Source organism: Campylobacter canis, from assembly GCF_045504005.1.
In the GTDB taxonomy this organism is placed as follows: domain Bacteria; phylum Campylobacterota; class Campylobacteria; order Campylobacterales; family Campylobacteraceae; genus Campylobacter_A; species Campylobacter_A canis.
In genome coordinates, this window is record NZ_JBJJXH010000006.1 from 32983 (window position 1) to 53651 (window position 20669).

At 38.1% G+C, this 20669-nt stretch carries 23 protein-coding genes and 5 tRNA genes; 25 read left to right on the forward strand and 3 right to left on the reverse strand.

The genetic code is table 11. The features are described from left to right. Nucleotides 1-5: 5 nt before the first annotated feature. Genes ACHJH3_RS07115 through ribA form a run of 3 tightly spaced genes read right to left on the reverse strand, consistent with a single transcriptional unit; the run spans nt 6 to nt 1310 of the window. Nucleotides 6-206, reverse strand: coding sequence for a PP0621 family protein (locus ACHJH3_RS07115; protein ID WP_407064224.1), 201 nt, complete (start codon nt 204-206; stop codon nt 6-8). Then, nucleotides 200-748 (reverse strand): 16S rRNA (guanine(527)-N(7))-methyltransferase RsmG, encoded by a 549-nt coding sequence (gene rsmG, locus ACHJH3_RS07120; RefSeq protein WP_407064225.1) that lies wholly within the window; start codon nt 746-748, stop codon nt 200-202. Before rsmG ends, ACHJH3_RS07115 begins: the two co-directional genes overlap by 7 nt. Further along, nucleotides 741-1310, reverse strand: a complete 570-nt coding sequence (gene ribA / locus ACHJH3_RS07125; RefSeq protein ID WP_407064226.1) for a GTP cyclohydrolase II — start codon at nt 1308-1310, stop codon at nt 741-743. The genes rsmG and ribA overlap by 8 nt, the downstream gene beginning before the upstream one ends. 63 nt (nt 1311-1373) lie before the next feature. Here ribA and hemB point away from each other — a divergent pair, with 63 nt between their 5' ends. From hemB to rplL, 25 genes are all read left to right on the forward strand, one after another. Continuing rightward, complete coding sequence (gene hemB, locus ACHJH3_RS07130; RefSeq protein WP_407064227.1) at nt 1374-2351, forward strand: porphobilinogen synthase; 978 nt, start codon at nt 1374-1376, stop codon at nt 2349-2351. 63 nt (nt 2352-2414) lie between these two features. Further along, nucleotides 2415-3467, forward strand: coding sequence for an ornithine carbamoyltransferase (locus ACHJH3_RS07135; protein ID WP_407064228.1), 1053 nt, complete (start codon nt 2415-2417; stop codon nt 3465-3467). A gap of 1 nt (nt 3468) precedes the next feature. Continuing rightward, complete coding sequence (locus ACHJH3_RS07140; RefSeq protein WP_172201377.1) at nt 3469-3960, forward strand: DUF2603 domain-containing protein; 492 nt, start codon at nt 3469-3471, stop codon at nt 3958-3960. Beyond that, nucleotides 3960-5321 (forward strand): oxygen-independent coproporphyrinogen III oxidase, encoded by a 1362-nt coding sequence (gene hemN, locus ACHJH3_RS07145; protein WP_407064229.1) that lies wholly within the window; start codon nt 3960-3962, stop codon nt 5319-5321. The genes ACHJH3_RS07140 and hemN overlap by 1 nt, the downstream gene beginning before the upstream one ends. Then, entirely contained in the window at nt 5321-6571 is a 1251-nt protein-coding gene (locus tag ACHJH3_RS07150) for a (Fe-S)-binding protein (protein ID WP_407064230.1), read from the forward strand. The genes hemN and ACHJH3_RS07150 overlap by 1 nt, the downstream gene beginning before the upstream one ends. A gap of 135 nt (nt 6572-6706) precedes the next feature. Then, nucleotides 6707-8065, forward strand: coding sequence for a TolC family protein (locus ACHJH3_RS07155; protein ID WP_407064231.1), 1359 nt, complete (start codon nt 6707-6709; stop codon nt 8063-8065). Between the two features lie 82 nt (nt 8066-8147). After that, on the forward strand, nt 8148-8768 hold the full coding sequence (locus ACHJH3_RS07160) for a transglutaminase-like cysteine peptidase (protein ID WP_169940637.1): 621 nt from the start codon (nt 8148-8150) through the stop codon (nt 8766-8768). After that, the gene (locus tag ACHJH3_RS07165) at nt 8768-10699 is read left to right on the forward strand and encodes a bifunctional diguanylate cyclase/phosphodiesterase (RefSeq protein WP_407064232.1); all 1932 of its coding nucleotides are present in this window, start codon (nt 8768-8770) and stop codon (nt 10697-10699) included. The genes ACHJH3_RS07160 and ACHJH3_RS07165 overlap by 1 nt, the downstream gene beginning before the upstream one ends. A 4-nt stretch (nt 10700-10703) precedes the next feature. Beyond that, nucleotides 10704-12836, forward strand: coding sequence for a type I secretion system permease/ATPase (locus ACHJH3_RS07170; RefSeq protein WP_407064233.1), 2133 nt, complete (start codon nt 10704-10706; stop codon nt 12834-12836). 11 nt (nt 12837-12847) lie between these two features. Beyond that, complete coding sequence (locus ACHJH3_RS07175) at nt 12848-14266, forward strand: HlyD family type I secretion periplasmic adaptor subunit (protein ID WP_169940630.1); 1419 nt, start codon at nt 12848-12850, stop codon at nt 14264-14266. Then, entirely contained in the window at nt 14266-14922 is a 657-nt protein-coding gene (locus ACHJH3_RS07180; RefSeq protein WP_407064234.1) for a DUF5416 family protein, read from the forward strand. Before ACHJH3_RS07175 ends, ACHJH3_RS07180 begins: the two co-directional genes overlap by 1 nt. Before the next feature lie 10 nt (nt 14923-14932). After that, nucleotides 14933-15544 (forward strand): response regulator transcription factor, encoded by a 612-nt coding sequence (locus ACHJH3_RS07185; protein WP_407064235.1) that lies wholly within the window; start codon nt 14933-14935, stop codon nt 15542-15544. Between the two features lie 85 nt (nt 15545-15629). Beyond that, a tRNA-Thr gene (locus ACHJH3_RS07190) sits at nt 15630-15705 on the forward strand. 54 nt (nt 15706-15759) lie between these two features. Continuing rightward, a tRNA-Tyr gene (locus tag ACHJH3_RS07195) sits at nt 15760-15844 on the forward strand. Between the two features lie 8 nt (nt 15845-15852). Then, nucleotides 15853-15929 (forward strand) — tRNA-Gly (locus ACHJH3_RS07200). Nucleotides 15930-16061: 132 nt separating this feature from the next. Further along, nucleotides 16062-16136 (forward strand) — tRNA-Thr (locus tag ACHJH3_RS07205). Nucleotides 16137-16221: 85 nt separating this feature from the next. Beyond that, on the forward strand, nt 16222-17421 hold the full coding sequence (gene tuf, locus ACHJH3_RS07210; protein WP_169940626.1) for an elongation factor Tu: 1200 nt from the start codon (nt 16222-16224) through the stop codon (nt 17419-17421). A gap of 53 nt (nt 17422-17474) precedes the next feature. After that, nucleotides 17475-17648, forward strand: a complete 174-nt coding sequence (gene rpmG, locus ACHJH3_RS07215) for a 50S ribosomal protein L33 (RefSeq protein ID WP_172201359.1) — start codon at nt 17475-17477, stop codon at nt 17646-17648. Between the two features lie 11 nt (nt 17649-17659). Next, nucleotides 17660-17735, forward strand: a tRNA-Trp gene (locus tag ACHJH3_RS07220). A gap of 14 nt (nt 17736-17749) precedes the next feature. Continuing rightward, nucleotides 17750-17929 (forward strand): preprotein translocase subunit SecE, encoded by a 180-nt coding sequence (gene secE, locus ACHJH3_RS07225; RefSeq protein WP_169940622.1) that lies wholly within the window; start codon nt 17750-17752, stop codon nt 17927-17929. A 13-nt stretch (nt 17930-17942) separates the two neighbouring features. Then, nucleotides 17943-18473 carry a transcription termination/antitermination protein NusG gene (nusG, locus tag ACHJH3_RS07230; protein WP_169940620.1) on the forward strand — a complete coding sequence of 177 codons (531 nt, stop codon included), beginning with the start codon at nt 17943-17945 and terminating at the stop codon, nt 18471-18473. A gap of 10 nt (nt 18474-18483) precedes the next feature. Continuing rightward, nucleotides 18484-18909, forward strand: a complete 426-nt coding sequence (gene rplK / locus ACHJH3_RS07235; RefSeq protein WP_169940618.1) for a 50S ribosomal protein L11 — start codon at nt 18484-18486, stop codon at nt 18907-18909. Nucleotides 18910-18972: 63 nt separating this feature from the next. Continuing rightward, the gene (gene rplA, locus ACHJH3_RS07240) at nt 18973-19677 is read left to right on the forward strand and encodes a 50S ribosomal protein L1 (RefSeq protein ID WP_169940616.1); all 705 of its coding nucleotides are present in this window, start codon (nt 18973-18975) and stop codon (nt 19675-19677) included. A 103-nt stretch (nt 19678-19780) separates the two neighbouring features. Continuing rightward, nucleotides 19781-20263, forward strand: coding sequence for a 50S ribosomal protein L10 (rplJ, locus tag ACHJH3_RS07245; RefSeq protein ID WP_407064236.1), 483 nt, complete (start codon nt 19781-19783; stop codon nt 20261-20263). Between the two features lie 20 nt (nt 20264-20283). Next, nucleotides 20284-20658 carry a 50S ribosomal protein L7/L12 gene (gene rplL / locus ACHJH3_RS07250; RefSeq protein ID WP_169940612.1) on the forward strand — a complete coding sequence of 125 codons (375 nt, stop codon included), beginning with the start codon at nt 20284-20286 and terminating at the stop codon, nt 20656-20658. Nucleotides 20659-20669: the final 11 nt, after the last annotated feature.

Genomic DNA, 20669 nt, shown 5'->3' on the forward strand with positions numbered 1-20669 from the left:
GCTAACTAGCCTTTTATGCAATCTTTGCAGATATATTTTCCGCTGCTTAAAACAGCCTCTTTTACCTCTATGAAGGTGCCACACTCCTTGCATTCTACGAAATTTTCTATCTCTTTTGTATCGCTTGCGTCTTTTTTTCTATTTTTAAAAAATACTATATAAACCAGCAGCAAAACGACTGCTAGAGCTAAAATTTTTGTTACCATTTTTCACCTATGCATACGTAATTTCTATTTTTGTTGTTATAAATTTTGGCTTTAACGCCATCAAGCTCGCTCTCTACGCTACTTCCTTTGTATATCAAAAATTGAGTGTTTTTATCGTAAAAACCTTCGCATAAATTTATGAGATCCTTTGTTTTCATTAATGCGCGCGAAGTGATGAGATCTGCTATAAAGGGCTGTGAAGCTTCTATTTTCTCGCTTTTAATGTTTAAATTTGAGATATCAAGAGCGGCTTTTACGTAGCTTAAAAACGAAGCTTTTTTTAAATTTGGCTCAAAGAGTGTCCAAGCACAATCTTTTAAAATAAGAGCTAAAAATATCGCGGGAAATCCCGCACCGCTTCCCACATCAATAGCAACGCGCGGATAAAATTTCATAAATTCAAGCGGTTTTATGCTATCTGCTACGATCTCTTTGATGTTTTTATAGTTTGTTAGGCTGTGGATTTTATTAAATTTATGTAAAATTCGCTCAAATTCATCTATTTGTTCGTTGAAATTTGACGGAATTTCAAATTTACTCATCCAGCATATGCCCCATTTGCTCTTTTTTGACTTTCAAATAGCCTTCGTTAAATTTGTTGGCGTGAATGACGATAGGCAGCCTTTCAACGATCTGAACACTCGTAAGACCGGCTAGCTTTTCAGGATTGTTTGTAAGCAAATTTATCTTGCTTATACCAAAGTGCTTAAGGATAAAATCAACCATCTCGTAAGTACGCTCATCGGCTTTAAATCCAAGCTGGTGGTTTGCCTCTATCGTGTCAAATCCCAAATCTTGCAGATGGTAAGCGTTTACTTTATTTAAAAGCCCTATATTACGCCCTTCTTGGCGCAAGTATATAACCATGCCGCCATGCTCTTCTATATGTTTAAGGCTTGCTTCAAGCTGATCTCTACAGTCGCATTTAAGGCTTCCTATCGCATCTCCGGTTAGGCACTCTGAATGAATTCTCACATCTACAATCTCTTTAAAAGGCGTTTTAAATATCGCCAAATGCTCCTTTTCGCCCTCTTTAAATGTTTTGATTTGAAACATTCCAAAACGCGAAGGAAGATTTGCGGCTTCGGATAATTCTATATTCATCGAAATTTAACTCCTAATATGTTACACTTATAAAACGATATTGTATCAAAGAAAAGGAAAATTATGTTTAAACGCTTCAGAAGACTAAGACTAGCCCCTGCAATGCGCGATATGGTAAGAGAAAGCAGGCTAAATGTAAGTGATTTTATATATCCGCTTTTTGTGGTGCCTGGTAGCGGCATAAAAAAAGAGATAGCTTCGATGCCGGGCGTTTTTCAGATGAGTTTGGATGAAATTTTAAAAGAGTGCGCCGAAGTTTTAAATTTAGGCATAAAATCAATTATTTTATTTGGAATTCCAAGCGTAAAAGACAGCATAGGAAGCGACGCGCTAAGCAACGACGGTATTATAGCCACGGCTTTAAGAGCTATAAAGGATAAATTTCCGCATCTTGTAGTGGTAACCGATCTTTGCTTTTGCGAATATACCGATCACGGACATTGCGGAATTTTAGATCACGTTCATGAAACGGTAGATAACGACGCAACGCTTGAAATTTCAGCCAAACAAGCGATAATACATGCTAAAAACGGTGCCGATATGATCGCTCCAAGCGGTATGATGGACGGTATCATCACTACTCTTCGCGGCGCACTTGATGAAGAGGGGTTTGAAAATTTACCGATTATGGCGTATTCGACTAAATTTGCTTCGGCTTACTATGGACCGTTTCGCGATGTAGCAGAGAGCGCACCGAGCTTTGGCGATAGAAGAAGCTATCAAATGGATCCTGCAAATCGCCTTGAAGCGATAAACGAAAGCCTTGAAGACGAGGCTCAGGGGGCTGATATACTCATGGTTAAGCCCGCACTTGCCTATCTTGACGTGATTCGTGAGATCAAAAACGCCACTTTGCTTCCCGTTTGCGTTTATAACGTAAGCGGCGAATATGCTTTGTTAAAAGCGGGCGCTAAGGCCGGAGTTATCGACTATGAACGCGTGATGATGGAGACTTTGCTAGGGTTTAAAAGAGCAGGCGCAAGCCTTATCATCAGCTATCATGCAAAAGAGGCGGCTGAAATTTTAAGGCGAAATTTTTAAAAGATGAATTTAAGATCGGCGGCATTTGAAATTTGATAAATTTAAGTGCGAAAGGGATAATGAATGAGACATTTTTTAACACTTGATGATTTTAGCAAAGATGAAATTTTACAGATGATAAATTTGGCTCGCGAGATAAAAAGCGAAGCTAAGGCTAAAATTTATAAGCCCTATCTAAAAGATCAAATTCTAGCCATGATATTTGAAAAAAGCTCGACCAGAACGCGAGTCAGCTTTGAAGTGGGCATGCATCAGCTTGGTGGCAATGGAATGTTTTTAAGCGCGAACGACCTTCAGATAGGTCGCGGCGAGCCGATAAAAGATACGGCGAGAGTTATTAGCTCTATGACTGATATGGCGATGCTTAGGGTAAATCGCCACGAAACGCTTGAAGAGTTTGCAAAATTTAGTAAAGTTCCCGTTATAAATGGGCTTAGCGATAAATTTCATCCCGTGCAGCTTATGGCTGATTTGATGACTATTTTAGAGATTAAAGACGAACGTGAAAGAAGGCGTATTTTGCAGGAGCGGGAGCAAGAATTGCAAAATGCAAAAGACGAATTCGGCGGTTTTTTTATAGGTATTGGCAATGCGCTAAATAAAGATAAAAAAAATAAAGATTTTGATATCTCGGAGCTTTGCGTAGCTTACGTGGGTGATGGCAACAACATAACTCATTCGTGGCTTATGCTTGCAAGCAAGCTTGGGTTTGAGCTTAGGATAGCCACGCCAAAAGGCTACGAACCTGATGCGCAAATTTTAGAAAAAGCCATTCAAAACGCTAAAATTTCAGGAGCTAAAATTTATCTAACCGAAGATATCAAAGAAGCCGTTGGCGGCGCGGATGTCGTTACGACCGATACTTGGGTATCAATGGGTCAAGAGGACGAAAAGGATAGACGCATAAAAGACTTTGAGGGATTTTGCGTGGATGAAAATTTGATGAAGCTAGCCAAAAACGGTGCTATTTTCCTTCACTGCTTGCCTGCTTACAGAGGATATGAGGTGAGTGAAGCTGTCTTTGAAGCGCATGCGGATGAAATTTTTGCCGAGGCGGAAAACCGCCTTCATGCACAAAAAGGCATAATGGTCTGGCTTGATAAGAACAGGAAATAATATGAACAACAAAGATGAAAAATTAAAAGATACTTATAAAAAAATCGATGAGATAAGCAGCGAGCTTGGAATCGATGAGAGCGAAAAGACGGTATTTGAGATAATCCCTACAAGCAACCCTAATCAAATGAGCCTGAGCTTAAAAAGCGGCACTTGGAACGGGGTTGAGCCGTGGTTTGGCATAGACGAAAATCAAAATTTACACACCATGGTTTCGGTAAAATCCCTAACCGAGCTAATCGAGAGCCACCGCAAGCTGCAAAAAGAGAATTTCGAGCTTAAACTTGAAAAGACGATTTGGCAAAACGTGCCCGTTGATTTTAGCGACGTTTGGGTTGTCGTAATGGATGAAATTCGCAAGATCGCAGCCAAAGAAAACGGCAAGAGAAGCCTAGATGTAAATTTAGAAAATTTAGTAAAAAATATCAAAAAAGAGCATCCGAATTTGTTTGTGGATATGGAGGATTTGATGGAGAAAAGGAACAGAGCCTAATGGTAGATTTTGACGCATATGTGAAGTATTCACGCCCCGGACCAAGATACACGAGTTATCCGACTGCACCCGAATTTAGCGATAAATTCACTTATGATGACTATATAAGAGAGCTTAAAAATCGCGATAAAACTCGCCCGCTTTCGCTATATCTGCATCTGCCTTTTTGCCGTTCGGCCTGTTATTTTTGCGGCTGTAACGTAGTTTATACGAGCAAAGAGGATAAAAAGGAAAGATATATTGACTATGTCGAAAAAGAGCTTGAAATTTTATCTCGCCACCTTGATACAAGCTCGGAAGTTTTGCAGATGCACTTTGGTGGCGGAACGCCTACGTTTTTTGACGACAAGCAGCTTGATAGGATCATTCGCGCGATAAAGGCGAAATTTAAAAATTACTCAAAAGAGGCTGAGATAAGCTGCGAGATAGACCCTAGGTTTTTATCTCAAGCTCAGCTTGACGTGCTTGTTGGACATGGATTTAATCGCATTAGTTACGGCGTGCAGGATTTTGACGATAGGGTTCAAAAAGAAATTCATCGAATTCAGCCTTATGAAGTTACTAAAAAAGCCATTGAAATGGCGCGCGCAATGGGTATAAAATCCATAAACATGGATCTTATTTACGGCTTGCCGCTTCAGACTTTAGATAGCTTTAAGCGCACGCTTGATATGACGCTAACTCTTGATCCTGATCGCCTTGCGGTGTTTAATTACGCTCACGTGCCTTGGCTTAAAAAGACGATGCGTAAATTTGATGAAGCGACTCTGCCAAGCCCTAAAACCAAGCTTGAAATTTTAAAATACACGGCTGAATTTTTTATCAAAAACGGCTATAAAATGATAGGTATGGATCACTTTGCAAAGCCTGATGATGAGCTATTTACCGCACTTGCTAACGGAACTTTGCATAGAAATTTCCAAGGATATACGACCAAAGGCGGAGCCGATCTTATAGGCATCGGTCTAACAAGTATCGGCGAGTGCAAGCGCCACTATGCGCAAAATTTCAAAGATATGCCAGAGTATGAAGCTGCGATTGATAGAGGAGTTTTGCCTTATATGAAGGGAATTTATCTAAGCGAAGATGACTTGATTAGAAAGGCTGTGATAATGAGCTTGATGAGCAACTTTGCGCTTGATATAAAGGCGATTGAAGCTGAATTCGGCGTGAAATTTTTCGAGTATTTTAAGGATGATTTAAAAGAGCTTGAAAATTTAAGCGAATTCGTAACTGTAACACCTGAAAAAATCAGCGTAAATGAGACGGGAACTCTTATAATTCGTAACATCGCGATGTGCTTTGATGCTTATTTAAAGCAAATTCCTGAGAATTTAAGACGTTTTTCAAAGACCGTATGATGTATAAGTTTAGTGAAATTGCAGATAAGTGCGTAAAGTGCGGCAAGTGTATCCAAGTATGCACGATACACAACATAAATAGCGACGAGGTTACCTCTCCGCGCGGGTTTTTGGATCTGCTTGGGGCTTATGAAAGAGGCGAGCTGGAGCTTGATAAGAATGCTAAAAATATCTTTGAGAGCTGTTTTTTGTGCACGAATTGCGTTGATGTCTGCCCAAATTCGCTTAGGGTAGATACCGCTATAGAAAACGTGCGCAGAAATTTAGCGCAGAAATTTGGCATAGCTTGGTATAAAAAGATGTTTTTTTGGCTACTTAGACATCGCTTTATCATGGATGTTTGCGCTAGGCTTGGCTATGTGTTTCAAAGCTGTGCGTTTAAGATCAAAGAAAACACTATGACACCGCGTTTTAGCCTTCCTATGGTAAAAAAAGAGAGACTTTTTCCTACTGCTTCAAATAAGAGCTTTTTAAACTCGCATCCTGAATTTATAGATAACGGCGGAGAAAAAACGATAGGAATTTTTATCGGTTGCATGGGGAATTATGCTTATACAAGTATCGGCGAGAGTTTGTTAAAGATAGCTCGCGAGCTAAAGCTAAATGTAAATTTGATGAAAAAGCAAGCCTGTTGCGGTGCTCCTGCATATTTTACAGGTGATTTTGACACTGTTGAGGTGCTTGCAAAAAGAAATATCGAGTATTTTGAGAGCTTATCTGATAAGCTTGATGCGATAATCATACCGGAAGCGACCTGTTCGGCGATGGTTAAGATCGACTATGAGCACTTTTTTCACGATAACGACGAGTGGAGAGAACGAGCAAAAAAGATAAGCGAGAAAATTTTCCTTGCCACCGAATATCTTGAAAACCGGACAAATTTGGCTGAAATTTTAGCAAGCAAGGGCAAGAAGCTTGAGAATATAACCTACCACGATCCTTGTCACGCAAGAAAAATGCAAGGAGTTTTTAAAGAGCCACGTAAACTTTTGGCGCAAAATTACGATATAGTAGAGATGAGCGACCCAAATGAGTGTTGCGGATTTGGCGGAGTTACCATGCAGGCTGAAAAATACCACTTAAGCCGTGCTGCAGGTCTTAAAAAAGTAGGCATGATAGATGAGCTTAACGTGAAATTCGTAAGTGCGGAGTGTAGCGCGTGCAAGATGCAAATTTCAAATTCGCTTCATATCCACGGCTCAAATGTTAAATTTGAAAACCCGATAGATTTGATAGCTAGGGCGCTTTAAAACACATAGTAATCAAGATGTAGATCATATAAGTTAAAAAAATATTAAGTTAATTTAGATATGATTTTTAAATAAAGGCAAAAATCTTCAATTTGTTTTTAGTGATAAATAAAATTTTATAGCAAGGATTCTAACATGAAAAAAATCGCTTTGGTTAGCTTGGTAGCCTCAGCTACACTGTTTGGACACCAAACTCCTACTCTTTTGGCTACAGATACAATTTCTCTCTTGGATACCGTAAAAGTTGTATTGCAATATAACCCTAATCTAAAAGAGACTCAATATGTATATATGCAGGTCGGAAAAGATTTAAATATTGCTAATAATGCATATTATCCTACTCTTGATATTTATGGCACATACGGCTATGAGAAAGAGAGAATTAAAGATGATAATGGGATAAGAAAGGGAAGTGGCAAAAAAGCAACCGCAGGTGTTACATTGGTTGAAAATTTATATAACGGTGGAGCCGATAAAAACAGAATTAAATCTCAAAGTCACAGGCTTGATGCGGCTGCTTACAGTGTGGCTCAAAAGGCTGATAGATTGGTACTTCAGCTTGTAGATGCTTATATAAGCGTGCTTAGAAATCAAGAGCTTCTTGATATTTCAAAAGCCAACGTAAAGACTCACCAAGAAATTTATGCTCAAATTAAAGACAGAACGCAATCCGGCTTCGCTCGAGGTTCCGAAGAAAGACAGGCTGGCTCTCGCCTTGCTTTAGCTGAATCAAACTTAGTGTCTCAGCAAAATAACTATATGGATTCCGTTACAACTCTTGAAAAACTTTATGGTGTGAGACTTGAAGCCAAAAATTTAATTAATCCGGTATTTGAGCAAATGCTTCCCCAAACAGAAGAGATAGTTTACGCAACGGCTATGAGATGTAATCCTACCGTTCTTTTAAAAGATGCAAATATAAAAATGGCTCAATCTGTAACAAAAGAAAAAAATGCTCCTTTTAGACCAAAGCTTGACCTTGAAGCATCTGCAGGTTATGAGCAAAATGATATTTTCTTTAATGATTATAGCGATAAAAAATACAACGTGATGCTTAGAATGTCTTATAATCTATTTAATAAAAATATTGATAAATTAGAGAAAGAAAAGAGTAGATTGGCTCTTGCGGAGTCAACTCATAGTATTGATACTGTTAAAAGGGATTTGGCTGAGAGTTTAAAATTTTCATGGCAGACTTATATTTTTAGTCAAGAAAAGATGAAGCATTTAAATAAACATGTTGAATATGCCAAACAGACTCTTGATTCATATAGGGACGAGTTTAGGATAGGAAGACGCGATCTTATCAATCTTCTTGATGCTGAAAGCGAGTACAACAACGCTCTTGAAGAGATTGTAAATACAAAAAGCGCACTTTTATACTCTAAGTATAGATTGCTTGATAATATGGGTATGCTAACCGATAGCTTCGAGCCTGGATTTGCTAAAAAATATATCCAAGGTGCCTGCTCTATACAAGATGACCTGAAATAATTTTTTGTGAGTATTAAGGCAAGAAGAGTCATGGATGATTCATAGTTTGCTTTTTAAGAAAACTATATATACGGCACTCTTAATGAGTGCCTTTTTTTTATTTACACTTCTGGCTGAAAATGAATTTATCAAAGCCGCCACTTATGAAAAGATCGCTAAAATTTACGGCGATAATGCAAAACAAAGAGTAATCAGACTAAACAAGCTTATGGTTGAGTTAAAAGACGCTAGCGAGCAAGAGAAGCTGGTTAAGGTTAATGATTTTTTTAATCAGCTTATGTGGAAAGACGATAAAGAGGTTTGGAATCAGAAGGACTATTGGGCTACGAGAATGGAATTTTTAGGTAAAGGCGCAGGAGATTGCGAAGATTTCGTTACGGCAAAATATTTTACTTTAAAACAACTCGGAGTTCCTACCCAAAAGCTTTATTTTACTTATGTTAAAGCCGTTGAGTTTAACCAAGCTCATATGGTCTTGTCTTATTATGATAGTCCAAAATCAATTCCTCTAGTTTTAGATAATATAGTTTCAAAGATTAAAATAGCCACACAGAGAAAAGATCTAATCCCTGTTTATAGCTTTAACGGTGATTCGCTATTTTTATCTAAGCAAGAGGGCTTGGGACAGGCAGTTCCCGGGGGAAATAAAAAGCAAAATCCAAAATGGCTAAATTTGATTGATAGAATGAAAGAGGATGGTTAATGACACTTTTTAAACAGATTATGTTGGCGATTATATCGTTTGGGTTGTTGCTATTTATTGCTGTGGGTATATTAAATTTTACTACTATAAACAACTACATCGCAACTCAGCTTAGCACAAATGCAAGGCACACCGCCAACTCTCTTGGGCTTGCGATAAAGTCCGTTAGCGATTTGGAGGACATATCAAGCGTAGAAGTTATGATAAATTCGATATTTGACAGCGGATACTACTCAATGATAAAGCTTGTTGATGTGGATGGCAACACTCTTGTAGAAAGCTCTCAGCCTACCGTAGTAAGAGGCGTTCCTAGCTGGTTTGTTAAAAACGTAAAGCTTGATGCTCCGATTGAAAGTAGCGAGATAATGCTTGGCTGGAGTAAATTCGGCACTCTTTACGTGCAAAGCAATACCGGCATCGCGTATTACGAACTATATAACATCGTTAAAAACGTATTTTATATACTATTTTCAATGATGCTTTTAGCGCTTTTATTAAGCTATTTTGGGCTTAAATTTATATTTACTCCTCTTAGAAAAGTTCAAGCTCAGGCTGAAGCTATCCTTGAAAATAGATTTATTATTCAGGATAAAGTTCCGTTTACTATTGATATAAAACGTATGGTTTTAGCCATGAATAGCATGGTCGGCAAAGTAAAAGATATATTTGAACAAGGAGCAAAGACTCTTAGCAGATATGAAGACCTGCTCTATAAAGACGATCAGACGGGACTGTTTAACAGAAGGTATTTTCAGAACAAATTCGGTGATTTTTTATCTAGCGAAGAGTATTCAAGCGGCTCTGTGATGATGATTTCATGCAAGGATTTAAGAGAGCTTAAAAAGGATTTAGGCTTTGAAAAATGGCAGAATTTGGTAGTCGGCGTTGCAAACGCGATATCATCTCACTCTAAAGATATGCTTTGCGCTAGACTTAATGAAAATGACTTTATCGTTGTGGCTCCAAGCTTTACGACATTTAAAACCGCAGAGCTTGGCAAGGAAATTTTGCTTGATATAAGACAGGAATTCGCTAAATTTAATATCAGAGGAGATGACTGCTTTGCTAACGGCTCGGTTGTAGATTATGCTCCAAGCAGCGACCTTAAAACTATCTTGATAACATCCGATATAACTCTTGCAAGAGCTAAAGGAAGCGGGAATTTCAGTATCAAAATTTATGAGAGCAATAGCGAAATTTTGCTTGGTAAAGATCAGTATAGATCGCTTATAACAAGCTCCCTTGAAAACAATATGTTTAAATTTGCAGGACAAAAGATCGTCTCAAGCGCTCCTGAGCTTGAGCACTGTGAGCTATTTTTAAGGCTTGTCGATGATAGCGGCAAATGGCAAATGGCAAGCTATTTTATGCCGATGGTTAATGAGCTGAATTTATCCGCTAAACTTGATTTATACGTGTTAAACAAAGTTGCAAATATGCTTAGAGAAGACAGCTTGCCAAATTCGGCTATATCTATAAATTTAGGCAAGGATGTTCTTTCATCGACTCAGTATTTTGCGGAGATTGAGCTTATTTTACGCAGGATAAAACAGCACGCTAAATGCAAAATTTTTATAGAAATTCCAAATAAAGACGATATGGATATGTCAATAATGCTTAAGTTTCATCAAAAACTTCGCGAATTTGACTTTGGACTTGGGCTTGATCACTTTGGATTTGATGCCAAAAGTATTGAAAGACTTAAGGATATAAGTCCGAATTATGTTAAAATTCCGGCTAGAAATTTGATAGATTTTCTCGGCGAGAGCAGCTCCGAGCAAAAGCAATCTTTTGACTTTATAATGAGAAGTAAAGAGATAAAGATCATCGTAATCGGGGTTGAAAACGGCGAACAAAAAGCCAAACTTGAAAACATCGGTATAGATTCGATGCAAGGAATGTTTATTTACGATATACAAAATATTGGATGAGAATATGCAAGAAAAATCAAAAAATGACGAACTCTTAGACTGTCTGGTTATATTTACCAAACTTCATAACAATCCATACAGCGCTGATGCGCTTATTACGGGGCTTCCGGTAAGCGAAAACGAAAGCGTGGAGCTGTTTTCTTTAAAAGGCTCTAAATCATTATTCACAAGGGCTGCTAAACGTGCAGGATTTGTTTCAACCTTAGTTAATAAAGATCTGGAGAAAATTTCTCCTCTTGTGCTGCCTTGCATACTTATATTGCGCGGTAAAAAGGCTTGCATCTTAGAGAGTTTTGAAGGCAAAACGCACGCTAAGATAATAACTCCCGAGATGCCAAACGGCTCAAGCAGTATTGAGATTAGCAAACTTAAAAAAGAGTATTTGGGATACGCTTATCTGCTTAAGCGCGAATTTGTGCCTGAAGATAATAAAACCCATCTGATTGATAGTCAGTCAAGCCACTGGTTTTGGGGTACTTTAAAGCGCTCTAAGAAAATTTATATAGATGTTATAGTTGCTAGTATAGTGATAAATTTATTTGTGCTTGCAAGTCCTTTGTTTACGATGAACGTATATGATAGGGTTGTGCCAAATAACGCCGTTGAGACGCTTTGGGTGCTTGCTCTTGGCGTAGGCGTTGTGTATATGCTTGATCTATTTTTGAAATTTATACGAACCTATTTTCTTGATATAGCGGGTAAAAAAAGCGACATCATCATGAGCTCTTTGCTTTTTGAGCGAGTTATGGATATCAAGTTGTCGGTTAAACCAAAATCAGTAGGCTCTTTTGCAAACAACTTGCGGGAATTTGATACAGTTAGAAATTTCTTTACTTCAAGCACTCTAACTGTGCTTGTGGATCTGCCTTTTGCGCTTTTATTTTTGTTTGTGATTTATTTTATCGGTGGACTCATGGTGCTTGTGCCTTTGGTGTTTATCATTATTATCGTAATTTATACTTTGCTTATCAAAGATCCTCTGCAAGCTAGCATTAAAAGCACCTTTGAGGCAAGTGCCAAGAAAAACGGAATTTTGATTGAAACTCTAAATGGGCTTGAAACGATAAAAACTATGGGCGCTACGGGCCATGCACAGTGGAACTGGGAGGAGGCGACGGGAGAAATTGCCAACAAAAGCATAAAATCAAAGCTAATTTCAGCCTCAATTAGCACCGTTACATCTTTTCTTGTTCAGCTTAATACTATAGCCGTAGTTGTATGCGGCGTATATATGATACAGGATATGAATTTAACAATGGGTGGGCTTATAGCATCTGTTATGCTCTCTTCGCGGGCGATTGCTCCTATGGGACAAGTTGCTTCGCTTTTGGCAAATTTCGAGCAGACTAAGACTGCTTATGAGAGCTTGCAAAAGATAATGGAAATGCCTGTTGAGAGGCCTGACGGAAAGAAATTTGTAAGAAGAACAAATTTTGCAGGAAAGATAGAGTTTAAAAACGTAAGTTTTACATATCCTGAAAGTACAAAAGCCTCTCTTGATAGGGTAAATTTCACTATAAATGCTGGCGAAAAGGTAGGTCTTATAGGTAGAAACGGCTCAGGAAAAACAACTATAGAAAAGCTTATTTTGGGACTTTACTCTCCGACTGAGGGCTCTGTCTTGATAGACGGCATAGATATAAATCAGATAGATCCTGCCGACCTTCGCCGCAATATCGGCTACGTGCCGCAAGATGTTATGTTATTTAAAGGAACGGTTAGGGCAAATATAGTTTATAAAGCGCCGCATGTCGATGATATGCAGATAATAAAAGCCGCCAAAGTAAGCGGAGTAGACGAGTATGTCGATGCGCATCCGCTTGGCTTTGATATGCCTGTTTTTGAAAGAGGCGAGGGCATAAGCGGCGGCCAGCGTCAGGCTATTGCCGTTGCAAGGGCGTTTTTGCTTGATAGTCCTATTATACTGCTTGACGAGCCTACAAATTCTCTTGATAGCAGCGTGGAAAATAAACTTAAAAATAATCTGAAATACAATACCAAAGAAAAAACCGTGATGTTAATAACCCATAAGACCTCCTTGCTTGATCTGGTTGATAGGCTTATAGTCGTTGATGGGGGCAAAATTTTGCTTGACGGTCCAAAAGATGAAGTTTTGGCTAAATTAAGCGGTAAATAGGCGGCAAGAAGATGGATAATAATTTAAAAAACGATATACAAAAACAAAAGAACATAGGTTCAAATTTAAACGACTCCGTTGATAGTATCAAAAAAACGGTTCAGTCAAAAAATTATGACGCTCACGATCTTCGCTTTATGTCAAGCTTGTCTGAAGCCGTGCTTGCTAAGGCGCCATCGGCTTCTAGGGGAATTTTATATGCAGTTTTTATCACTATCGCTTGGCTCATCATCTGGGCATCTTGGGCGGAAGTAGATGAGATAACCAGAGGTGCAGGCAAGATCATTCCTTCTGGTAAAAACCAGATCGTTCAAAACCTTGAGGGCGGTATAATCGAAGAAATTTTAATTCAAACAGGAGATGAGGTTAAAAAGGGTCAAGTGATACTGAAGATAGATAATAAGACCTTCTCAAGTAGCTATGGCGAGTCAAAGCTAAGAATGGACGAGCTTCAGGCTAAGTACATGCGTCTTTTTGCCGAAGCAAATGATAAAGAATTTGACTATAACGAGACTAGAGATAAGGATATGGCTCAATTTGTTCTGTTTGAAAAGAGTCTTTTTGAGACAAATAAGGCAAGACTAAGAGAGCAAGTAAGCATCTTTGAAGAGCAGATAAAACAGCGCAGAAATGAACTTGTCGAGCTTAAAAATAAGATATCTCAAACGCAAAATAGCTACAATCTAATGCTTAAAGAGAAAAATATTACCGAACCGCTTTTTAGAAAAGGGCTTGTAAGTGAAGTTGAATACTTGCAGCTGCAACGAAGAGTTAATGATTTAAAGGGTGATTTAAATGCCGCAACTCTTTCGGTGCCTAGGATAGAATCCACCATAAAAGAGGTTGAAAACAAGATAACCGAAACTAGGCTTGCTTTTAAAAACAATGTCAAAAAAGAGCTAAATGAAGTATCTGCCGAAATTTCAAGACTAAATGAAAGCCAGATAAATTTAAGCGATAGGGTTGATAGAACCCTTGTGCGTTCGCCGGTTGACGGTATCGTGAGTAAGCTTATGGTAAATACCGTTTCGGGCGTTATAAAACCCGGAATGGATATAGCGGAGATCGTTCCTATAGAAGATACTCTCATAGCCGAAGTTAAAGTTAAGCCGGCAGATGTGGCGTTTTTGCGCCCGGGACTTAAAGCGGTAGTAAAACTTACGGCTTATGATTTTTCTATTTACGGCGGGCTTAACGGTGAAGTTGTGCAAATTTCAGCCGACACCGAAACAAATGAAAAAAGTGGCGAAAGCTACTATCTAGTTAGAATTCAAACCGAAAAGAATTTCTTAGGTAGCGAAGATAAGCCCCTTCGTATAAAAGTTGGTATGATAGCCAGTGCCGATATTATTACGGGTAAAAAAACAGTTCTTGATTATCTTTTAAAACCGATTTTAAAAGCTAAACAAAACGCTCTAAGGGAGCGATAGTGCAAACAAGAGCATTTGCGATAGAAGAGAGTAATAATTCTCACAAAATAGTAAAAGATGATATAAATAAAGCCGTTTATAGCGGAAAATTTGAGGAATATATCATTGCTAGATCGCATCTGCTTGTAGATACTCTTGTGGTTACTGATATGATAAACGAAAGAGACGGTGTAGATGTGATTAACTCATCTATCAAAGAGCTTATCTTTAGCGATTGCGTTAAGAAATTTGATCAAGTTTTAAATGAAGTAAGCCTAAAGAACCATCTAAATACAGATGAAAATTTTAAATTTGAGATTATAGAAGAGCCCTTTGATGAATGTAAAAGCGACTCTTGTGTGTATAAATTTGAAGAGGATATAAAAATTTTAGACGATATCGTAAGAAGCGTTAAAATTTTTATAAACGGATATGACGAAAGCAGTGAAAGCGTATATCTTGATCTGCAAATTCTTGATAGTAAAAGTGTGTATAAGTATAAAATCACAAACGATACTATCGAAATTTCAATATCTACACATATGCAAGCTGAGATTATAAGTGAGTTTTTAAAGACGTTTGCCTATACGAAAATGTCTTTAGCGCCAAAAAAAGCAAAAGAAATTTATATTATAGTTAATGATAAACTTTTGTATAAATTTGATATAAAAATTTAAAAGAGTTACAGTGAAAGTCGGACTATACGCATCTAGCGACTCTCTTGTAAAAGAGTGGAAAAGCAAGCTGCAAGAGCGTGAAGTGATAGCCTTTGCTTCGGAGTCTGATCTTTTAATAAATATAGACACAAGCGAATGCGCCGTGCTTTGTGTGGAATTTTTTGCAGGCGTAAGAGATCTTATCCTTGAAATTTTGCAAATTTATCCTGAGCTAAAAGTGTTTTTGTTGTCAAAAGAACCAAATTTTAGCGAAGGCAAGGAATTTCTAGCGTATGGAATCAAAGGATACGGTAACGCCCACATGCTAGAAATTCATCTAAACGATGCCGTTAAAAGTATTGAAGCGGGAAATGTCTGGCTGTATCCTGAATTTATCCAAAGCATGATAATGATGATGACTAAAGACAGCTCAAACGAAAAATCTTTAGCGGCTCTTGAGAGGCTAACTCCAAAAGAAAAAGAAGTAGCGAATTTTATATATCAAGGACTTAGTAATCAAGAGATAGCCGAAGTAGCAAACATAAGCTTACGAACTGTTAAAGCGCATATCTCTGCGATTTTTGAAAAGACAGGCGTGAAAGATAGGATAAATTTAGTTGTTCTTATGAGAAAAAGTGGTTAAAATCACTTGATAAAGTGAAATTTGACTCCAAAATCCTTGACTTTAAAAATTTTTTGAGATATAATTCAGCTTTCACAAATTAAGTGCTGGTGTAGCTCAGTTGGTAGAGCAACTGCCTTGTAAGCAGTAGGTCGGCGGTTCAAATCCGTTCACCAGCTCCATTTTGTAACAGTGTTTGACCAGAAATACCAAATAAAATTATTAATGTTAAATAGGGTGAGATACTCAAGTGGCCAACGAGGGCAGACTGTAAATCTGCTGACTATGTCTTCCGTGGTTCGAATCCACGTCTCACCACCATGCTATACGCGGGAGTAGCTCAGTTGGCTAGAGCATCAGCCTTCCAAGCTGAGGGTCGCGGGTTCGAGTCCCGTTTCCCGCTCCAAGATTTGGGTAAGAATTTGGAGTGAAACTGGGAGCTGTAAAATTTTTATACATTTATACAGTCTGCCAAATTTATTCCATAGAGTTGTTTATGTTTGTTTTATGAAATTCTGTATTGCCAAGCGTTTGTAACGCTCATATGGCTCAGAGGTAGAGCACTTCCTTGGTAAGGAAGAGGTCGCGGGTTCAAGTCCCGCTATGAGCTCCACGGATTTTACTAAAAATATAGATAAAGTATAAAACAAGCATGAATTTTTAATTTTAAAGTAACAAATATCATTACGGAGGAAGATATGGCAAAAGAAAAATTTTCACGTAACAAGCCACACGTAAATATAGGTACTATCGGTCACGTTGACCATGGTAAAACAACTCTAACAGCTGCTATCTCTGCTGTTCTTTCAAGAAAAGGTCTTGCTGAGCTTAAAGATTATGACAATATCGATAATGCTCCAGAGGAAAAAGAGCGCGGTATTACGATTGCAACTTCACACATTGAGTATGAGACAGACAATCGCCACTATGCTCACGTTGACTGCCCGGGCCACGCCGACTACGTTAAAAACATGATTACAGGTGCTGCTCAAATGGACGGCGCTATCCTAGTTGTTTCTGCAGCGGACGGCCCAATGCCACAAACTAGAGAGCACATCCTTCTATCTCGCCAAGTTGGTGTTCCATATATAGTCGTTTTCATGAACAAAGCTGATATGGTTGATGATGCCGAACTTCTTGAGCTAGTAGAGATGGAAATTCGCGAACTTCTTAGTGAGTATGACTTCCCAGGAGACGACACTCCGATCGTAGCTGGTTCTGCTCTTCAAGCTCTAAATGAAGCTAAAGAAGGTAAAGACGGCGAGTGGTCAGCAAAAGTTATGGAGCTTATGGCTGCTGTTGATAGTTATATCCCAACTCCGGTTCGCGCTACAGATAAAGATTTCTTGATGCCAATCGAAGACGTATTCTCAATTTCTGGTCGTGGTACGGTTGTTACAGGTAGAATTGAAAAAGGTCTTGTAAAAGTTGGCGACACAATCGAAATCGTTGGTATTAGAGATACGCAAACAACAACAGTTACTGGTGTTGAGATGTTTAGAAAAGAGATGGAGCAAGGTGAAGCAGGCGACAACGTTGGTGTACTTCTAAGAGGCACTAAGAAAGAGGACGTTGAGCGCGGTATGGTTCTATGTAAACCAAAATCAATTACTCCACACACAAAATTTGAGGGTGAAGTTTATATCCTTACAAAAGAAGAAGGTGGACGCCACACTCCATTCTTTAACAACTATAGACCACAATTTTATGTAAGAACAACTGACGTTACAGGTTCTATCACACTTCCTGAGGGAACAGAGATGGTTATGCCTGGCGATAACCTAAAAATTACAGTTGAGCTTATAGCGCCTGTTGCTCTTGAAGAGGGAACACGTTTTGCGATCCGTGAGGGTGGTAGAACAGTTGGCTCAGGTGTTGTTTCTAAAATATTAGCTTAATTTAATATTTTGATTTTTAGCGGAGATTTTTCTCCGCTTTTTAAAGGAAATTTATGGCAAAAAATAATAGTAGAGTAAAGATTGGTCTTAAGTGTTCAGAGTCTGGTGATATTAATTACACTACGACAAAAAACAGTAAGACAACTACTGAAAAGTTGGAAATTAAAAAATATTGTCCAAGATTAAAAAAACACACAGTTCATAAAGAAGTTAAACTAAAGAGCTAATATGCTCACTTAGGGCAATAGCTCCAACGGTAGAGCGCTGGATTCCAAATCCAATGGTTGGGGGTTCGAATCCCTCTTGCCCTGCCATCATAAGGTTGAAAATGGAAAAATTAACAAACTATTTAAAACTCTCTAGTGCAGAAATAAAAAAGGTTATATTCCCTACGAAAGAGCAAGTAAGAAATGCGTTTATAACTGTTTTTGCAGTTGTGGCAGTAGTTTCACTGTTTCTAGCACTTGTTGATGTGGTGATGTCTTATTCTCTTTCAAAATTAATTTAAAAGGTTGTAGGTTATGGCACATAAATGGTATGCGATTCAAACTTACGCCGGCAGCGAGATGAGTGTTAAGAGAGCTATTGAAAATTTAGTAAGAGATCATAATATAGAAGATCAGCTTAAAGAAGTTGTTGTTCCTACCGAAGATGTGATTGAGATTAAAAACGGCAAGAAAAAAATAAACGAAAGAAGCCTTTATCCGGGCTATGCTTTTGCACATCTTGATTTGGACACTGCGCTTTGGCATAAAATTCAATCATTGCCAAAAGTTGGAAGATTTATAGGTGAATCAAAAAAACCTACCCCTTTAAGTGATAAAGATATAAATTTAATATTAGAAAAAGTTCAAAAACGCGGAGCACCTAAGCCTAAAATTTCATTTGATAACGGTGAGAGTGTTCGCATTATAGATGGACCTTTTGCGAATTTTACCGGTATAGTCGAAGAGTATGATATGATACATGGTAAGTTAAGACTTAATGTCTCTATTTTTGGCAGAAGTACACCGGTTGAAATTTTATATTCACAAGTTGAGAAGATAGTATAAGGAGAAGTTTATGGCTAAGAAAGTTATAGGCGAAATTAAATTACAAATTGCAGCGGCTAAAGCAAATCCAAGCCCACCGGTAGGTCCTGCTCTAGGTCAGCAAGGTGTAAATATTATGGAGTTTTGTAAGGCGTTTAACGAAAGAACAAAAGATATGGCAGGATATAATATTCCTGTAGTTATCACTGTTTATGCAGATAGAAGCTTTACATTTATCACAAAGCAACCGCCTGCTACGGATTTGATCAAAAAAGCGGCCGGCATATCAAAAGGTGCGGATAATCCGCTAAAAAATAAAGTAGGAAAGCTTACTAAGGCTCAAATACTTGAAATCGTAGATAGAAAAATCGTTGATTTAAACACCAACGATAAAGAGCAAGCCGCTAAAATTATTGCAGGTTCTGCTCGCTCAATGGGTATAGATATCATTGATTAAAATCCTTAAACCGCCAAGGATTTAAATTTTAAGGCGGAAGCACTTTAAAATGCGGAGAAATTAATGTCAAAAAAAACTACAAAAAGATTTAGCGAACTACTTAAAAAAGTAGATGCAAATAAAATTTATGCACTAGATGAAGCAATCGATACTGTTAAAACTCTTGCTTCTGCAAAATTTGATGAAACAGTTGAAATAGCACTTAAACTTAACGTTGATCCAAGACATGCCGATCAGATGGTAAGAGGTTCGGTTGTTCTTCCTGCAGGAACAGGTAAAACTGTTCGTGTAGCGGTTATCGCAAAAGACGTTAAGGCTGATGAAGCTAAAGCGGCGGGTGCGGATATCGTCGGAAGCGATGATTTGATTGAAGATATCCAAAAAGGCGTAATGAATTTTGATGTCCTCATAGCCACTCCAAATTTAATGGGTCTTGTAGGTAAAGTAGGTCGTATACTTGGACCAAAAGGTCTTATGCCAAATCCTAAAACGGGAACCGTTACAATGGACGTTGCTCAAGCTGTTAATAATGCAAAAAGCGGTCAGGTAAATTTCCGTGTAGATAAACAAGGAAATATCCATGCCGGACTTGGTAAAGTAAGTTTTTCAAAAGAACAACTTAACGATAACATCTCAACTTTTATTAAAGCTATAAACAAACATAAGCCGGCGGCTGCAAAAGGAAGATATATCAAAAATGCAGCGTTGTCATTAACTATGAGTCCGTCTATTTCACTTGAGACTCAAGAGCTTATAGATTTACGTTAATTAAATTTTATAAATTTATATCTTAGATTGGAGATAGCCGAGGTCAATAGACTTAATTGGACGACCCGCTCTGCTTGAAATCACCGGTCGGAAAGGAGAATGAATGACAAGAAGCGAAAAATCTGAAATAATAGCTAAGCTTGAAGCCGAATTTAAAGAGAATGAAGCGATTATAGTATGCGATTACCGCGGACTTAACGTTAAAAAACTTGAAGTGCTAAGAAATGCCGCAAGAGAGCAAAACGTAAAAGTTCAAGTAGTAAAAAATACTCTTGCAAATATAGCACTTAAGAATGCGGATAAAGACGGTATGGCTCTTAAAGATACCAATATATTCATTTGGGGTGACCAGCTTTCGGCTACTAAAGTTGCGGCTAAATTTGAAGAGACTAACAGTGAGTTGTTTAAGATTAAAACAGCGCACATTGATGGCGAAGTTGCTAGTGTTGAAAAAGTTAAAGCACTATCTAAAATGCCAAGTCGTGATGAGCTTATTGCAATGTTATTGCAAGTTTGGAATGCGCCTATCCAAAATTTTACAATTGGATTAAATGCGCTTAAAGAGAAAAAAGAACAATCAGCATAAAAATTTAGGAGAATTTAAAAATGGCAATTACTAAAGAAGATGTACTAGAATTTATCTCTAATCTTTCAGTATTAGAGCTAAGCGAATTAGTAAAAGAATTTGAAGAGAAATTTGGCGTAAGCGCAGCTCCGGTTATGGTAGCAGGCGCAGCAGGCGGCGCAGCAGCGGCAGAAGTTGAAGAGAAAACTGAATTTAACGTTGTTTTACTTGACGGCGGAGATAAGAAAATCAACGTTATTAAAGTTGTTAGAGCTCTTACCGGTCTTGGTCTTAAAGAGGCTAAAGATGCAGTTGAGCAAACCCCTTCAGTTCTTAAAGAAGGAATCAGCAAAGCTGAAGCTGAAGAAGCTAAAAAACAACTTGAAGAAGCAGGCGCTAAAGTCGAGCTTAAATAATATTTATTATT

Excerpts from the sequence above, each read along its gene's own strand:
- hemN (WP_407064229.1), top strand. The coding sequence starts at position 3,960 with ATGGTAGATTTTGACGCATATGTGAAGTATTCACGCCCCGGACCAAGA.
- tuf (WP_169940626.1), top strand. The coding sequence starts at position 16,222 with ATGGCAAAAGAAAAATTTTCACGTAACAAGCCACACGTAAATATAGGT.
- rplJ (WP_407064236.1), top strand. The coding sequence starts at position 19,781 with ATGACAAGAAGCGAAAAATCTGAAATAATAGCTAAGCTTGAAGCCGAA.
- ACHJH3_RS07115 (WP_407064224.1), bottom strand. The coding sequence starts at position 206 with ATGGTAACAAAAATTTTAGCTCTAGCAGTCGTTTTGCTGCTGGTTTAT.
- ACHJH3_RS07160 (WP_169940637.1), top strand. The coding sequence starts at position 8,148 with ATGAGTGCCTTTTTTTTATTTACACTTCTGGCTGAAAATGAATTTATC.
- rplK (WP_169940618.1), top strand. The coding sequence starts at position 18,484 with ATGGCTAAGAAAGTTATAGGCGAAATTAAATTACAAATTGCAGCGGCT.
- secE (WP_169940622.1), top strand. The coding sequence starts at position 17,750 with ATGGAAAAATTAACAAACTATTTAAAACTCTCTAGTGCAGAAATAAAA.
- rplL (WP_169940612.1), top strand. The coding sequence starts at position 20,284 with ATGGCAATTACTAAAGAAGATGTACTAGAATTTATCTCTAATCTTTCA.
- ribA (WP_407064226.1), bottom strand. The coding sequence starts at position 1,310 with ATGAATATAGAATTATCCGAAGCCGCAAATCTTCCTTCGCGTTTTGGA.
- ACHJH3_RS07170 (WP_407064233.1), top strand. The coding sequence starts at position 10,704 with ATGCAAGAAAAATCAAAAAATGACGAACTCTTAGACTGTCTGGTTATA.
- ACHJH3_RS07135 (WP_407064228.1), top strand. The coding sequence starts at position 2,415 with ATGAGACATTTTTTAACACTTGATGATTTTAGCAAAGATGAAATTTTA.
- rpmG (WP_172201359.1), top strand. The coding sequence starts at position 17,475 with ATGGCAAAAAATAATAGTAGAGTAAAGATTGGTCTTAAGTGTTCAGAG.
- ACHJH3_RS07140 (WP_172201377.1), top strand. The coding sequence starts at position 3,469 with ATGAACAACAAAGATGAAAAATTAAAAGATACTTATAAAAAAATCGAT.
- ACHJH3_RS07175 (WP_169940630.1), top strand. The coding sequence starts at position 12,848 with ATGGATAATAATTTAAAAAACGATATACAAAAACAAAAGAACATAGGT.
- nusG (WP_169940620.1), top strand. The coding sequence starts at position 17,943 with ATGGCACATAAATGGTATGCGATTCAAACTTACGCCGGCAGCGAGATG.
- hemB (WP_407064227.1), top strand. The coding sequence starts at position 1,374 with ATGTTTAAACGCTTCAGAAGACTAAGACTAGCCCCTGCAATGCGCGAT.
- rsmG (WP_407064225.1), bottom strand. The coding sequence starts at position 748 with ATGAGTAAATTTGAAATTCCGTCAAATTTCAACGAACAAATAGATGAA.
- ACHJH3_RS07165 (WP_407064232.1), top strand. The coding sequence starts at position 8,768 with ATGACACTTTTTAAACAGATTATGTTGGCGATTATATCGTTTGGGTTG.
- ACHJH3_RS07155 (WP_407064231.1), top strand. The coding sequence starts at position 6,707 with ATGAAAAAAATCGCTTTGGTTAGCTTGGTAGCCTCAGCTACACTGTTT.
- rplA (WP_169940616.1), top strand. The coding sequence starts at position 18,973 with ATGTCAAAAAAAACTACAAAAAGATTTAGCGAACTACTTAAAAAAGTA.
- ACHJH3_RS07150 (WP_407064230.1), top strand. The coding sequence starts at position 5,321 with ATGTATAAGTTTAGTGAAATTGCAGATAAGTGCGTAAAGTGCGGCAAG.